A 13366-nucleotide genomic window follows, 5' to 3' on the forward strand; every position below is an offset into this window, starting at 1 on the left:
AGCGGTATCTTCAGATCTGAATGTGGGGTTCAAGCATGAGTGGCTGGTCCTGGATATGGCCTTCGGTCGGAGGCACGCCCATAAATCAGGGGCTCGACAGCGAGATGTTCGACCGCGTCGACTATCCCTATTCGGAAACGTTCGTCCGAGAGGCTATACAGAACAGTCTTGATGCCCGGCTGGACATGACAAAGCCGGTCGTCATCCGCTTCTCCTTTCATGAAGATCGACTTGGAAAACGCGGGGCCTTCCTCAGGCAGGCAATGGAGCACCGTCAACGAGCCAACCTGCCTGTGCCAACAGGCTGGGCCAGTGAGCGGATCAAATGGATCGTAGTCGAGGATTCGAACACCAAGGGTCTGCTTGGCGATCTGAAGGATCGAAAAGGCGATTTCTGGGGATACTGGCTGAACTTCGGCCTCTCGAACAAGACCGGCACCGGACGGGGAGGCAGAGGTATCGGGCGAGTGACCTTTCTGATTGCCTCACAGATGCACACCGTCATCGGGCTGACCCGGCGCTTCGATGACAAGGCCGTTGCCGCATGTGGCATGTCTGTACTGAAGGCCGATCAATATGGATCGGACTTCAAGTCCACCCATGCATATCTTGCCGAAAGCGAAGAAAACTCGATTTACAGGCTGCATGATGGAGCGGAATTTCACGCATCGCTGGTCGATGCATTCCGGCTTTCGCCTTACCCCCAGGATGCCGATCTGACAGGGCTTTCCCTCGTCATCCCGTTTCCTCATGACGAGCTGGATGAGGACGGCATTCTTGCCGCTGCGATAGATCATTTCGCTCCAGCAATTCTCAACGGAACCTTGGTCGTCGAAGTGGGTGTGGATCGCCTCGACAAGGATTCAATCAAGCAGGTTGCGCCCTGTGTGTCGCAACACATCAAGTCGAAGCCAGTCAAGGGCGGGACCAGCCGCTATCTGGCAATGATCGATGCTGGTCTTGCCGGTTCAAAGTCGGCCATCCAGCTGCCGGACGCCAAGGCAAAGCTGGTCGATTACCGGGATCTGCCCGATGCAGAACGCTATCGAGAGAAGCTCGCCAACGGCGAGACAATCGCCTTCGAACTCACTTTCCCGATGACCAAGTCTGGCCAGACCACAAGGGTCGGCGTGACGATTGTTGCTGCACCAACACCCTATGGCAAGATGCCGTTGGACCGCCTCTTTCGGGAAGGGATGAGTCTGCCGGATGTTCGCAGCCGGCGGCCCGCTGACATAGATCTTGTCATGCTGATCGATCAGGAGCCGCTGGCTCAGTATCTCAATTTCTGTGAAGGCAAGGCGCATCTCGACCTGCTTGAATCCAAGGAGGTTCGGACGAAGCTCGCCGATGCAGGCTTTGATGGAATACACGTGAAGCGGCTGGTCAAATCGCTTCCGGACGATCTTCGCGAGTTCTTGACCGAAGAGAGTGCAGAGCCGGACACTTCGGTGTGGGAGGGATATTTTTCCGTGCCGGACCCGTCCAGTCCGAAGAAGAAAGTGCCGAAGCCCAACGAGAAGGATCCGAATCCGGATCGTCCCACAGTTGTCGATCCGCCGCCGGCCAATGCAAGTGCGGTAACGGTAGACGCACTTGAAGATGGCTTTCGTCTCAATTCCAATGCCGACTACACGAAGTTCCCGGCCTTGGCGGATGTCACGGTTGCCTATGCGGATGGTTCGGGCAAGCCGCCATGGAGCGAGTATGATTTCCGGTTCGAGGATCTGGAAATCCTTTCGGAAAACTGCACGCCCAGTTTCACGGACAATCGTCTGAGAATTCAGGACTGGGTGTCTGGCAGCGTGATCGAAGTCAAAGGCTTCGACACTCGCCGTGAACTCGACATTCGCATAAGGACCGAGAGCAATGCGTCGACGGATTAGGCTCACCGGGAGACGCCAGCTCAGCAAATCAGTCGCGAGGGTCTCGCTGACCGAGATCGGCGGCAAGCCGTTGGTGACCATGACCTTGGTCAGTCCCGACGCATTCAAGCAATTTCCACAAAATGCGCGGGTTTCCTTGCGCCTCGTCGAGAACAAGCGGGTCGAGATTGTTGATCTCGGAACGGTTGGCAAAATGAGCAGCAGCCGGGAGTTGCAGTCTCAGGGCTTTGTCGCGCCGAGTTGTCAGCTCCGGATCGCTGATCCGGGCACGAAGGCGATGGGGCTGCTGCTTGCCAGTACCGACAGCTGGACCTTGAAGAAGAATGACCACAAGGACCAGGAAAGCAGCAAAGGCATCCTGCTGTTCCTTGCGGATGATACGGCTCCCCAGTCATGGAAGCTCGAGATCCGGGAATCGGACTATCCCCTGGTCAAGGTGGACAAGCGTATAGCAAACGCCGCGATGTGGGCCCGCAACGATCCCGTTTTTGTCGGCGCTGTGCTTCCCAGCGTCGTGAAGCAGGTCTTCGACGAGATCCTGCGAGGAGAATATTCCGACGATCTGCCTTGGGTCGAAGACTGGCTGAAATGGGCTGATTCCATCATGCCCGGCGAAAACCCGCCTACAGATTCCGAAGAGAAGAACGAGAGGCAGAACTACATCGAACGTCTTCTGGATTCGTTTTGCTCTCGCCACAACCTGGCAGACCAGCTGCTTCAGGAAACCCAGCCGGGAGACGCCGAATGACAGAATATCCAGCCATATACGAATTCACGCCGATGGGGCTGGTCGCTTTCAAGCGGATCTTTGAGGGAGACCTGCCGGAGAGCGCCATCAATCCTGTCGACCCGCAATTTGCATTGCCGGTCTCGGGCACCAAATCGATCAGCGATGCTCCTGCCGCAACTTCGAAAGAGTTGGCTGCTCGAGTGCTTCAGTCACTGGGTCCCGAGTGGACGCATGTGTTGCCCAGAGCCGGCATCTGGGCCTGGCTGACATTCATACTGCGCGACGTTGTGTTCCCGAAAAACTCCGAAGGCGACAGGAAGCCAAAGGAAATCCATCGCTGGTATCCGAGTAACCCTGGAGACTGGCAGAAGGCCCAGCGCCATCTGATCCGGATGCCGGTGGTCCTGTTGGGCAGCCTCGGCGATGCCGCTGATCATCTGCTGTGCGCCCACCCCTCGGTTCTGCCTGAAATACGCGAGCAGCTGACAAGTCAGCAGGACATGTTCAGCATGGAATTCCAAAGAGCGGCCCGGCAACTCTATTTCGATGATGGCAAGGACGGGTTGAAGCGAGGAGCGGGCGGCAAGACGGCCGGTACGCCTCGGCGGCTGGCCAAGGTGCGACAGCAGCTGGATGTCACCTGGAATCTTTTCGATCTGGATGCAGCGCACATCGTGAACCTGCTTCCCAAGGAATTCGATCGCTTCAAACCCAAGGAACAATAGGCACCCGAAAGGCAGACGCAGGAAAATGGCATATCCTTACGTACTGGCACAGGACGCGATGGCGAAGCTGCGGGAGGCGATCTACCTGCTGCTGACCGAAGCGCCCGCATCCGGTTTGAAGAACGCCCAGATCGGCCGATCGCTTGGTATATACTCAGGGCACGTCGGCCACGAAGGGCATATTTCCCGGACCGTTCTTGCATTGATGGAAGCTGAAGGGGTGGTCGAGCAGAACGCGGAAACGAAATGCTGGCGCATCCGCGACAACAAGACCAGTGATAGTTCAGGCAACAATCAGCAGTGATGCTCGGCGGGTTGGCTCCGGCATTCTCGATTACCATGGCATGATCTACAAGTATTTTCCTCCGAACCATTACAGTCTGGAAAACCTCCAAAATGGCGTTCTGTTTTGTCGGCATTTCGAGGATTTCAACGACCCATTCGAATTCTGGTCGAGCCTGCAGCAAGGGATCCCGACCTTGAATGAAGTGGATCGATTCAAGGCCGCGTGCGCTACTTGGGGCTTTGTGGACGTGGATATCCTTGATCCTCCGGACGATTGGCAGGAATATTTCGAGTCACTCGACGAGGCGCAACCTGATTTCCAATTGCTTTTCGATCACACCCGGATCGCATGTTTCTGCGCGGCACCGGACAATCTTCTCATGTGGTCTCATTATGCCGATGGCATGCGCGGTTTCTGCGTTGCCTTTGATGAAAGTCTGATCCTCGGGGACGATCCCAAGGATTACCTAACCGATGTCGAATATCTTGATACGCCTCCGCTCGTGGACAGTTTCATCTATGTCGTCGCTGAAGATCAGTACGACTATCACCTGATGGCGATCGACGAAACAAAGACGGAAATGAAATGTTTCGACAAGAAGGAAGCATGGCCAAGCCAGCTGGAAGACTTCCAGCAATGTGCGGATGAGGCGCTCGCATTGATGAAGTCGATATGGCGCCGGGCATTCGCGGCAAAGCCTGCAGAATGGGCTTATGAACGAGAGATCAGACTCCTGATCCGTACCCTTGAGGGGGGAAAGCAACCGATCAAGCGAGCCTATCCAACGGAAGCGGTGAAGCAGATCATCATCGGCGAGAAGATGGATAAGGCATTCCGAAGCGAACTCACCAAGTTGATTGCCGACAGGTTCCACGGCGTGCCGGTACGAGAAGTGAGGCGATTGCCGACCAGCTACGGTCTTGAGATCAGCTGAGTAGGTGACGCAGTCCACATAACATGGACATCCAGCAGGTCGAATCCCGATCGTGTTCCCACAACCGTCACCCGCTGGTCCACCAGTTTCCGCGTCCGGCGCCACGACGGAACGTCGAGTGCCCAGACCCCGCCGCCATCGACATGCAGCTCGAAGCCGCGCCTGGCGAGGTGTAGTATTCCAGTCACTGTATGACGAGTGCCGCGTGGCATCGAGCTTGCTCCGAATGTAGACAATAAGTGACACACCGAAGGCTTCCACGCCGAACGAAGTCAAGCGGAATGTCACTGATCGTCTGTAGACTGATCGACTGCGAACGCGTGTTTCTCTGGCGATGGACGAAGTTCGCCAGCGGCTCGCCGCCAACTTGAGAAAACTGCGTCAGGACAGGGGCCTGAGCCAGGAAGCCTTTGCCGATGAGGCGGGGCTGCTCCGCACCTATGTGAGCGACATCGAACGCGGCGCGCGCAACCCCACGATCACGGTCGTGGAGAAACTTGCCCATGCGCTCGGCGTATCGATGGGCAAGCTTCTCGACTGACGGCGCTCAGCGTTCGTCGGGATGCACGACCAAGCGATTGTGCAACTCGACCATTGCCTGCCATTCCTCCTGGCTCATGGGCGCGGGCACCACCAGCCAGCCGCCCTTGACCTCCGCCGGACCATGCCGATCATGCAGCCGGTCGATATCGGCCGCCGCGCGTACATCGCCGCTCAGCGCCTTCCGTCGCAGCGCCAGAAGCACCAGTTCGGCCGTGGTGAGGCGGCGGATCTTGCCGTCGCTCTTCACCTTGTGTTTCTCCATGGCGATTTCGCGGACAATGGACTCGACATTGCGCGCGCCCTTTTGTCGTCCCTTGCGGGGCGCGGGATTGCTCGGGCCGAAAGGACGACCCCTAGGCGAAGCATCGCGCCCGCTAGCTTCGTTCACACCCTTGCTCACAGGTCCGGATACCCCCTTGCTTCGTCGTAATGCCGTTCCTCATCGCTCCGGTTCGCCAGATAGCGCGCCCGCGCCCATGCCTTCTGCTTATCATTCCAGGGCGGCGGCCCGACATTCTCGGCAAGATCCATCGCCATTGACCACGGCATGGTATTGGGGAACGGCAGCACGCCCCCGCCGATGCCGGAGGGTGGTGCTTCCAGAACGCCATGCCGATCGAACTGGGCGATCAGATAGCGGATCGCTCGCAGATCGTCGTCCTTGAGCGCCTTTCGCACCATCTTGCGCAGGACGGCTTCCCTGGGGGAGACCGTCCGCGCGCGCCCTTCCTGGATCGCGGTCATCGGCTCGTCGAGAATGGCGCGCACATCGATCACGCCCTTCTTCCTAGGCCGACCGCCCGGATTGCCGGACTGCCCGGGCTTGAACTGCCAGTTGCGGGGCGGCCGGCCCTTGCCAACGCCGTGGTCGCTCATTCCGCCGCCTCCTTCACATCGGTCAGCCGTTCCGAAGCGACCTCCTCGAACCCGCGCCCATCGGCATCGAGAACGGCATCCAAGCCGCAGGTCTCGCGCATGCGGCGGATGATCACGTCGCAATAGATGGGGTCGATCTCAATGCCGTAGCCGCGCCGGCCGGTCCGGTGCGCGGCAACGAGCGTGGTGCCGGAGCCAGCGAATGCGTCGAGTACGATGTCCTTGCGGCGCGAGCAGTCAAGGATCGCATCCGCCACCATCGCCACCGGCTTCACCGTAGGGTGCATGGCCAGATCCTCGTCGCGATTGGCGCCGAAGCTGTTGGCCCCGGCATAGCTCCACACATTGGTGCGGTAGCGGCCATGCCTGCCCAGCTCGACATTGTTGACGTGCTGCGCCGTTCCCGACTTGAACACGAACACCAGCTCATGGGCGGAGCGATAGAGCGAGCCCATGCCGCCGTTGGTCTTCGCCCAGATGCACAGGTTCTTGAGCTCGGTATAGGCTGCGTCGCCCGCCGCGAGGATTTCGCCGATGTGGCGCCAGTCCATGCACTGAAAATGGATCGCACCATCGACCGAGAATTCGGCGAGATGACCGAATACGGTGGTCAGGAACCCGGTGAACTGGGGGCTGGACATTTCGCCCGACGCCATGGCGAATTCGCGATGGCGGACATTACCGAGACCCGACACGTGCCCGCTGATCGGCACATTATAGGGCGGATCGGTGAACACCATCGCTGCCTTCTCCTCGCCCAGCAGCGCGGCGTAGGTTTCCGCGCGCGTGGCATCGCCACAGATCAGGCGATGCGGTCCGATGCGCCAGATGTCGCCAGGACGGGTGACGGCGGGTCCGGCGGCGGGCTCGGGCACGGCGTCGGCGGGATCATCAGCATCGCCATCAAGCGACAGTTCGCCGATCAGCACGTCGATCTCGGGCGGCTCGAAGCCGGTGATCGTCACATCGAAGTCGATGTCGAGTTCGGACAGATACTTGAGTTCGAGGCCCAAAAGCTCCCGATCCCAGCCCGCATTCTCCGCCAGCCGGTTGTCGGCGATGACATAGGCGCGGATGTCCGCCTCGCTCATGTCGGCGAGCCGAACCGTCGGCACGTCGGTCATGCCGATCAGCTTCGCGGCTTCGACCCGGCCGTGGCCGGCGATGATCCCGTCCTCCTCGTCGATCAGGATCGGGTTGGTGAAGCCGAAGCGCCGGATTGACGCCGCGATCTGCTCCAACTGCTTCCTCGTGTGCGTGCGGGGGTTGGTGGCGCGGGGGCGAAGATCGCCGACCGCGCGATAGATGATTTCAAGCTTTGCCATGATGGGCTCCGTGTCGCTACCGGAGCCCACCACATAAAAAAAGGCGTGGGCTCCGGATGTTGATCCGAAAACCACGCCTCACCCATGCTCGGCGGTGGACCTTTCCAAGCGGGGCTGAACCCATGTCCAGCTTGACCGCCCTGCAACGGCGAGATCATCACGGCCCATGCCGCGCATCGTCAGTCCCGTCTAAGGCGCTGCGACCATAAGCTGTTCAGATCGTTTGCTCAAGGTCGGCGTTGCCTGAAATGCGGCGTCGGCCAAGCGCGTCATGCGGCTTCGTTCGCGATAGCGCGCACCTTCTTTCTTGATACCCGAAATCCATAGGCCAGAAGCCTTCGCCGTGCATTTCGCAGGCTCACCTTGCTGAAGAAGGGAAGGTTGAGTGGGTTGGCTGATTTGCTGATGACGACAAAGACAACTTCATACTCCGTGGGGTCGGGCCGGGCATTGAAATCGGCGAGCTTGTGGGCGTCAGGCAGCCTATCATTCAGCTTTCGACGAAATTCGGCGTCGGATAGAAGCAGCTCCGCCGACACCATACCTTGCGAGAACAGATGGCTGAGCTGCGCGGACCCACTGTAGCGCTTCACGTGGAAAAGCGTCCTGTCGGGAGTCAGAACATCGCAGAACTCGATCTTGCTCTGGCCACCACCATGCATAATCAGGTCGGCATCCATGCAATGTGAGCCAGGCAAGGCCGCGGTCACATCCAGATTATACAGATTTTCATTGCCATGCCGGTATTCGGGCAGTTCGATTGGGCATTCTGGGGTGTTTTCAAAATCGGCGTTGACCAGTGCTGTGAAATCCTCGGCGACCTGGAACCATTTGCCGGCATTCAGAACATGCATCGCACCGCCGATTTCGATCTCGGCATACATGCATTTGTATGCCGGCCATGGGCGGCCGATAACGTCATCGCTTGCCGCGGATACAAGCAGGATATTCGAGTTCTTGAGCCACTCGAGGTCGACTGCGTGATCGCCGGCGGCGCTGATGAGATCACCAATATCCAGGTCGGGGAACAAGGGTGACCGCTTGCGAAGATATCGGAAGCCCTTCGCATCCGCCCAGTCAATTATATCCGGGGGAGCCATCCATATGTGATCCAGTTCACCCGCCTGAAGTCGGCGCACGAGCTCGTTGTTGAGCGCCTCAATGGCGTCCCTGGACCGCACGTCCTTGATATGGTCGATCCAATCAAAGCGATCCTTGTATGTTTCCTTCCTGGACTGCTCGAGGGCCTCGGTCAGGAAATCAACGACATCCCGCACGTCGGATTTAGCGGAGGCCGAAAAGGTGTCTCGACCGGTAATCGTCCGGCCAAATCTCTCGATGCGGGATTTCCCGGTCACGGAATTCACCAGGTCCTGCTCGATATCGATACCAAAGCTGGCCGCACCGCCTTCTCGACTGATCTGCTCCCGACTCTGCTTCGGAACAGATCCGAGGGCGGTCTTGTCGATGCTGCGAAGGCTGTCCGGATCGACGCTGTTGAGCACGACCTTCAGGCCGAAACGCTCTTCGAGTACTCCATCCCGCAGCAAGTGACGTCCATGCCCGAAGATGACCGCGAAGATGCGGGTCTCGTTTCCGTCAGCTATGGGCACGAGCAGAACGCCCTTTGCGCTCGACGTGATTATGCCGAGATTGTCGCCAAGCACGTTGCCGAAAAAGTCGGTGATCCAGTCTGGTGGCCGTGGCCGGGATCGTTCGGTGTAGAACATGCCCACCTCCTCGACCGAAATGCCCTGAACATCGGGTTTCACGATCTCGTCAACTTCCGTCAGATCGGCTCTTATGAGGCCGACCGTAAGCTTGTTGGTCTTTTCAGCCATGGTGCCCCCATCAGTTCGACGATTACATAGTCAGTATTTTCATCGAACTTTCTATTGCATCAGGTATTTTCTGATCTTTCCAGGCAAAAATTCGCTTCAAGATGGTTGGTAGTGGGCATCGATCAGGGCAGGTCACAGATGACAAGGAAGGCAACCATCACATCGGCCATCGAGTTGGCCCGGTCCCGGGGCATCGATCCAAAACGGTTCCGCGCGGCGCTTCGAAGTGCTGGGCTGCAATGGCATTCCCATTACGGCCGTTGGGAGGTTCGCATCGGCAGCGCCGAGCACGCCGACATGACACGGGTGCTCGATACGCTCGCCCATGGCAGGGGGATCAAGCCCGCCATTGGTAAGGCACGTAACAGCTCGCCGTCATCCGTCAGAGCGAGCAGTGATGAAGCCTGGATCATCGACATCTGCGACGCGGTCCTCGGCAGGAAGGCTTCACGCCAGCACCGTTTTTCGTTCCTGCAGGGCGATCCGGGGTCCTCTGGTCGACGGTCATTGCTGCCCGTCGATGCATATTATCACGAACTTCGCCTCGTGATCGAGTACCACGAGCGGCAGCATACCCAGCGCGTGAAGCTGTTCGACGAACGGATTACGGTGTCGGGCGTGCCGCGCGGCGAGCAACGACGGCGGTATGATGACTATCGCCGCACCCTGTTGCCCAGGCATGGCTATGGACTGGTTATCTTCGATTATGCGGAGTTCGATCATACAAGCGGCGGTCGCTTGGTACGAAACAGCCGCGATCGCGAGATTGTGACCGCGAGGCTTCAAGCATATTTGCGCAGTACCGACACATAAGAGGCCTTCGCGAACTGACATGCCTTGCTTGACGGTTGTGGCCAGAGCTCCTGACCGTCTTCATTCAGCGTCAAAAAGCTTTTCGCGGGCAAGCCGCGCATCAATTGACTCGGGTGTCGAAGCGGCCCGTAGCCGTTCCAGTCTTTCCCTCAGCCAGTTCATGAACCTCGCGATCTGCTCCGGGACGTACCGACCATCAACCATTTGTTCCAGCGACAACAGATAGCCTTCCAACCGGACCGTTTCCTCATGCTCGGTCACCAGTTTTTCCAGCATGGTATTTCGTTTGCGCTTGAGTTCGGCGCGCCGTTCGGCCTCCGCACGGCGGCGTTCGGCGTCCTCGCGCGCCAGCCTGCGACGTTCATCGGCCTCGCGGTTCTCCCGTTTGGCAACAGCGATCGCGGCGATGGCGGAAACGACCTTGGGGAGCGCCTTGGTGACATCTCGGTTCTTGGCGTCCGCGAACTTTCCCCGGATGGTGGGCCCCCAATATTCGTTTTCCGTGCGGATCCGGACTTCCTCGAGCCTGATGGCCAGGCGGCCCTGATATCGCTCTTCCCATTTCGGAATGTGGGGACGGCCCCAGTCCCGATCATAGCCAGTTCGTTTCCGATAGGCTTCACGTTCGGCCTCCCACCTGGCCACGGCTTTCAACTCGGCCTCGGTGGGGACGTGCTCGACACGGTCGGCCACCTCGGCGAAATCGAAAGAGACTTCTTCACCTTCGGCACGCCACACCGCACCGCGCTCTCCCGCAGCCAGCGTAATCCCGGCTGCTCGGGCGCTTCGAACCAACTCTTCCAGAATCTGTTGAGCGCGCGCCGCCGAGTCTGGGCGGAGGCCACCTTGATCACGTTCTTGCCTTCGATCTTCGCAATGCCCGAGCGATCAGCCTTGGCCTCGGACAGGCGTTCGATCGTGCGACGAAGTATCGGATCGTCGACTTCATCTGACTCCTGTTCCAGCCGACCCACAATGGCTTGATTGACTCGCGCCCGGGCCATGGCGGCCGCTTCGCTTTCTGCCGACCCGGCACCCTCACGAATGAGGATATGATACTGACTGTTTGCGCCTCGCGCTTTCGGCAACGGCGTGTTGGTTACTGGCTTCCCATGCGCCTTCTTTGCCCAGTATCCCAACGGCGGCGTCGGGATTTCATGCTTTCGGCAGATCTTGTGCAAGGCTACATCCGATAGCCCGAATTCCTTGGCCAGCCTCGTCATGGGGCGATCCCAGACAAGCGCATAGAGCTCTTCGCGAGTCAGTTTCGCCACGTCACCTTGTTCCCTGATCAACCGGTATTGTTCGCTGAACGACGTCTATGTCTTCCCTGCTACCGATCGTCCAACAGGCGCGGGTTTAGGACGCAAAATCAGATGCTTCCGTCGATGCGAAGTTGTGAAAGGGCGGTTTCGTGATGCTCACCGCGCTATTTTCCCTGATAACAGGGAAAGCAAGCGTCGTTCGCCGACGACTACACACACCGCCAGCCGAACCGCCTGATCCAGCCAGCAGTTCAGCCCCTTGTCCGATCGGGCGGGGGCGTCGGCGTGCCCGAATCGCGGGCGCGGTCCTCGCGATCCTGCCGGTCGTAACGCTCGCGCGTGGCGCGTTCGGTCTCGTCGATCCCGGTGCGTGCGCTGCGGTTGCGCAGCACGGCATAGGCCAGCACCAGCGCCAGCACGATCGGGCCGACGACCACCATCAGCCCCTGCATCGTCGACAGGTCCATCTCGCACCTCCGCGCAGCCCGCCCCGCCGTTGTTGAACGAAGGCGCGCGCGCTTCGATCCGCGTGCGACCGTGCGGGGGGCCGCGGCAACGGTGCGATTGCGGCGGGGACCGGCGCCCCCCATATCGCGCCGATGCCGACCGGCGACTGGATCGAGCCGCGCCCCCAGGGCATCTATATCCCCCCGGCCGACGCCTGGGTGGACCCGAGCGTCGCCGTGCCGCGCGCGCTGGTGACGCACGGCCATGGCGACCATGCGCGCGGGGGGCACGGCAGCGTCTGGGCGACGCCCGAGACGCTGGCGATCATGGCGGCGCGCTATGGCCCGCAGCCGGGCATCGCCACCGGCTATGGCGAGCCGTTCGCGCTGGGGCCGGTGGCGGTGCGGCTGGCCCCCGCGGGGCATGTGCTGGGTTCGGCGCAGATCGTGCTCGACTATCGCGGCGAGCGGATCGTGGTGTCGGGCGACTACAAGCGGCGCCCTGACCCGACCTGTGCCGCATTCGAGCCGGTGCCGTGCGACATCTTCATCACCGAAGCGACGTTCGGCTTGCCCGTCTTTGTTCATCCGCCGACGCAGGATGCGCTCGACCGGCTGCTGGGCGCGTTGCGCGCCGAGCCCGAGCGGTGCGTGCTGGTCGGCGCCTATGCGCTCGGCAAGGCGCAGCGGATCATCCGCGAGCTGCGCCGCATGGGGTTCGACGATCCGATCTATCTGCACGGCGCGTTGCAGCGGCTGTGCGACCTGTATGTCGCGCACGGCATCGACCTGGGCGAATTGCGCCCCGCGACGGGGGCGCCGCGCGCGGAATTGCAGGGGCGGATCGTGATGGCGCCGCCGGGGGCGCTCAACGATCGCTGGGCGCGACGGCTGCCCGATCCGATCACCGCGATGGCGAGCGGGTGGATGCGGATCCGCCAGCGGGCGCGGCAGCGCAACGTCGAGCTGCCGCTGATCCTTTCGGACCATGCCGACTGGAACGAGCTGACGCAGACGATCGCGGAGATCGCCCCGCGCGAGGTGTGGGTGACGCATGGGCGCGAGGATGCGCTGGTGCACTGGTGCGCGCTGCACCAGATTCGCGCCCGCGCGCTGGATCTTGCAGGCTATGACGACGAGGACGACTGAACCGCGCGCTCGCTAAGGCCCGGTTCAGCGCGATCGGCTATGACGCAGGCGATTCGAGTCACGCGGGGAATGAAGATGCGATACGGGTGGATGGCAGCGGCGCTGATGGCGGCGGGGCTGGGCGGGGCGATTCCCGCCCGGGCGGCGCCGGCCGATCCCTTTGGCCAGTGCATGGCGAGCCACACGAGCGACGCCGACCGCGTCGCGCTGATCCGCTGGGTCTTTGCCGGCGTCGCGCGGAGCAGCGCGGTGCAGGATCTGGCGCGCGTTTCGGACGCGCAGCGCGCCGATGCGATGCGCGGCGCGGCCAAGGTGGTCGAGCGGCTGGTGACGCGCGATTGCCGCAGCGAGGCGGTGGTCGCGATGCGGCGCGACCCGTCGAACCTGCAGCGCAGCTTCGGCGCGATCGGCCAGCGCGCGATGCTCGACATGATGAAGGACCCGGCGGTGGTCTCGACCTTTGCCGGCATCCTGCAATATGTCGATATGGGGGCGGTGACCGCGCTGATGCTGGAAGGCGGGCTGGCGAACGGCGCGCACTGAGCCG

The 13366-nt window shown here is 60.6% G+C and carries 17 protein-coding genes; 9 read left to right on the forward strand and 8 right to left on the reverse strand.

Annotated features, from left to right (window positions below; translation table 11 throughout):
* Positions 1 to 35 precede the first annotated feature (35 nt).
* From ACT3CF_RS02100 to ACT3CF_RS02120, 5 genes are read left to right on the forward strand one after another with little or no spacing between them, the layout of a single operon-like run.
* On the forward strand, positions 36 to 1886 hold the full coding sequence (locus ACT3CF_RS02100) for a hypothetical protein (protein WP_478420075.1): 1851 nt from the start codon (positions 36 to 38) through the stop codon (positions 1884 to 1886).
* Positions 1870 to 2634, forward strand: a complete 765-nt coding sequence (locus ACT3CF_RS02105) for a hypothetical protein (protein WP_478420076.1) — start codon at positions 1870 to 1872, stop codon at positions 2632 to 2634. Before ACT3CF_RS02100 ends, ACT3CF_RS02105 begins: the two co-directional genes overlap by 17 nt.
* Positions 2631 to 3341, forward strand: a complete 711-nt coding sequence (locus tag ACT3CF_RS02110) for a hypothetical protein (RefSeq protein WP_478420077.1) — start codon at positions 2631 to 2633, stop codon at positions 3339 to 3341. Before ACT3CF_RS02105 ends, ACT3CF_RS02110 begins: the two co-directional genes overlap by 4 nt.
* A 25-nt stretch (positions 3342 to 3366) precedes the next feature.
* Positions 3367 to 3645 carry a hypothetical protein gene (locus ACT3CF_RS02115; RefSeq protein ID WP_350031591.1) on the forward strand — a complete coding sequence of 93 codons (279 nt, stop codon included), beginning with the start codon at positions 3367 to 3369 and terminating at the stop codon, positions 3643 to 3645.
* A gap of 40 nt (positions 3646 to 3685) precedes the next feature.
* The gene (locus ACT3CF_RS02120) at positions 3686 to 4561 is read left to right on the forward strand and encodes a DUF2971 domain-containing protein (protein WP_478420078.1); all 876 of its coding nucleotides are present in this window, start codon (positions 3686 to 3688) and stop codon (positions 4559 to 4561) included.
* On the opposite strand, the gene ACT3CF_RS02125 is transcribed toward ACT3CF_RS02120, so the two are convergent.
* Positions 4540 to 4773 (reverse strand): DUF5818 domain-containing protein, encoded by a 234-nt coding sequence (locus ACT3CF_RS02125; protein ID WP_478420079.1) that lies wholly within the window; start codon positions 4771 to 4773, stop codon positions 4540 to 4542. The genes ACT3CF_RS02120 and ACT3CF_RS02125 overlap by 22 nt on opposite strands.
* Positions 4774 to 4895: 122 nt before the next feature.
* Here ACT3CF_RS02125 and ACT3CF_RS02130 point away from each other — a divergent pair, with 122 nt between their 5' ends.
* A complete protein-coding gene (locus ACT3CF_RS02130; RefSeq protein WP_478420080.1) occupies positions 4896 to 5102 on the forward strand; it encodes a helix-turn-helix domain-containing protein in 207 nt (68 codons plus the stop codon).
* Positions 5103 to 5108: 6 nt separating this feature from the next.
* Here ACT3CF_RS02130 and ACT3CF_RS02135 read toward each other — a convergent pair whose 3' ends face one another.
* The 4 genes from ACT3CF_RS02135 to ACT3CF_RS02150 form a co-directional block, all read right to left on the reverse strand.
* Entirely contained in the window at positions 5109 to 5504 is a 396-nt protein-coding gene (locus tag ACT3CF_RS02135; RefSeq protein WP_478420081.1) for a DUF5681 domain-containing protein, read from the reverse strand.
* A complete protein-coding gene (locus tag ACT3CF_RS02140) occupies positions 5501 to 5980 on the reverse strand; it encodes a DUF5681 domain-containing protein (protein ID WP_478420082.1) in 480 nt (159 codons plus the stop codon). Before ACT3CF_RS02140 ends, ACT3CF_RS02135 begins: the two co-directional genes overlap by 4 nt.
* Entirely contained in the window at positions 5977 to 7380 is a 1404-nt protein-coding gene (locus tag ACT3CF_RS02145) for a site-specific DNA-methyltransferase (RefSeq protein WP_478420083.1), read from the reverse strand. The genes ACT3CF_RS02140 and ACT3CF_RS02145 overlap by 4 nt, the downstream gene beginning before the upstream one ends.
* A 194-nt stretch (positions 7381 to 7574) precedes the next feature.
* The gene (locus ACT3CF_RS02150) at positions 7575 to 9146 is read right to left on the reverse strand and encodes a TIGR04141 family sporadically distributed protein (RefSeq protein WP_478420084.1); all 1572 of its coding nucleotides are present in this window, start codon (positions 9144 to 9146) and stop codon (positions 7575 to 7577) included.
* Between the two features lie 54 nt (positions 9147 to 9200).
* Here ACT3CF_RS02150 and ACT3CF_RS02155 point away from each other — a divergent pair, with 54 nt between their 5' ends.
* A complete protein-coding gene (locus ACT3CF_RS02155; protein WP_478420085.1) occupies positions 9201 to 9959 on the forward strand; it encodes a hypothetical protein in 759 nt (252 codons plus the stop codon).
* Positions 9960 to 10019: 60 nt separating this feature from the next.
* On the opposite strand, the gene ACT3CF_RS02160 is transcribed toward ACT3CF_RS02155, so the two are convergent.
* The 3 genes from ACT3CF_RS02160 to ACT3CF_RS02170 all read right to left on the reverse strand — a co-directional run bounded on the left by ACT3CF_RS02160 (position 10020) and on the right by ACT3CF_RS02170 (position 11691).
* The gene (locus ACT3CF_RS02160) at positions 10020 to 10697 is read right to left on the reverse strand and encodes a hypothetical protein (protein WP_478420086.1); all 678 of its coding nucleotides are present in this window, start codon (positions 10695 to 10697) and stop codon (positions 10020 to 10022) included.
* A complete protein-coding gene (locus ACT3CF_RS02165) occupies positions 10610 to 11233 on the reverse strand; it encodes an RWP-RK domain-containing protein (protein ID WP_478420087.1) in 624 nt (207 codons plus the stop codon). Before ACT3CF_RS02165 ends, ACT3CF_RS02160 begins: the two co-directional genes overlap by 88 nt.
* A gap of 242 nt (positions 11234 to 11475) precedes the next feature.
* Positions 11476 to 11691 (reverse strand): hypothetical protein, encoded by a 216-nt coding sequence (locus tag ACT3CF_RS02170; RefSeq protein ID WP_478420088.1) that lies wholly within the window; start codon positions 11689 to 11691, stop codon positions 11476 to 11478.
* Positions 11692 to 11823: 132 nt separating this feature from the next.
* Here ACT3CF_RS02170 and ACT3CF_RS02175 point away from each other — a divergent pair, with 132 nt between their 5' ends.
* Both ACT3CF_RS02175 and ACT3CF_RS02180 read left to right on the forward strand, forming a co-directional pair.
* On the forward strand, positions 11824 to 12819 hold the full coding sequence (locus ACT3CF_RS02175) for a ligase-associated DNA damage response exonuclease (RefSeq protein WP_478420089.1): 996 nt from the start codon (positions 11824 to 11826) through the stop codon (positions 12817 to 12819).
* Between the two features lie 69 nt (positions 12820 to 12888).
* Positions 12889 to 13362 carry a hypothetical protein gene (locus tag ACT3CF_RS02180; protein ID WP_478420090.1) on the forward strand — a complete coding sequence of 158 codons (474 nt, stop codon included), beginning with the start codon at positions 12889 to 12891 and terminating at the stop codon, positions 13360 to 13362.
* Positions 13363 to 13366 lie beyond the last annotated feature (4 nt).

It is taken from the genome of Sphingomonas chlorellae (assembly GCF_056485145.1).

Coding starts and splice junctions, on each gene's coding strand:
- ACT3CF_RS02100 (WP_478420075.1), top strand. CDS start 36: ATGAGTGGCTGGTCCTGGATATGGCCTTCGGTCGGAGGCACGCCCATA.
- ACT3CF_RS02105 (WP_478420076.1), top strand. CDS start 1,870: ATGCGTCGACGGATTAGGCTCACCGGGAGACGCCAGCTCAGCAAATCA.
- ACT3CF_RS02110 (WP_478420077.1), top strand. CDS start 2,631: ATGACAGAATATCCAGCCATATACGAATTCACGCCGATGGGGCTGGTC.
- ACT3CF_RS02115 (WP_350031591.1), top strand. CDS start 3,367: ATGGCATATCCTTACGTACTGGCACAGGACGCGATGGCGAAGCTGCGG.
- ACT3CF_RS02120 (WP_478420078.1), top strand. CDS start 3,686: ATGATCTACAAGTATTTTCCTCCGAACCATTACAGTCTGGAAAACCTC.
- ACT3CF_RS02125 (WP_478420079.1), bottom strand. CDS start 4,773: ATGCCACGCGGCACTCGTCATACAGTGACTGGAATACTACACCTCGCC.
- ACT3CF_RS02130 (WP_478420080.1), top strand. CDS start 4,896: ATGGACGAAGTTCGCCAGCGGCTCGCCGCCAACTTGAGAAAACTGCGT.
- ACT3CF_RS02140 (WP_478420082.1), bottom strand. CDS start 5,980: ATGAGCGACCACGGCGTTGGCAAGGGCCGGCCGCCCCGCAACTGGCAG.
- ACT3CF_RS02150 (WP_478420084.1), bottom strand. CDS start 9,146: ATGGCTGAAAAGACCAACAAGCTTACGGTCGGCCTCATAAGAGCCGAT.
- ACT3CF_RS02170 (WP_478420088.1), bottom strand. CDS start 11,691: ATGGACCTGTCGACGATGCAGGGGCTGATGGTGGTCGTCGGCCCGATC.
- ACT3CF_RS02175 (WP_478420089.1), top strand. CDS start 11,824: ATGCCGACCGGCGACTGGATCGAGCCGCGCCCCCAGGGCATCTATATC.
- ACT3CF_RS02180 (WP_478420090.1), top strand. CDS start 12,889: ATGAAGATGCGATACGGGTGGATGGCAGCGGCGCTGATGGCGGCGGGG.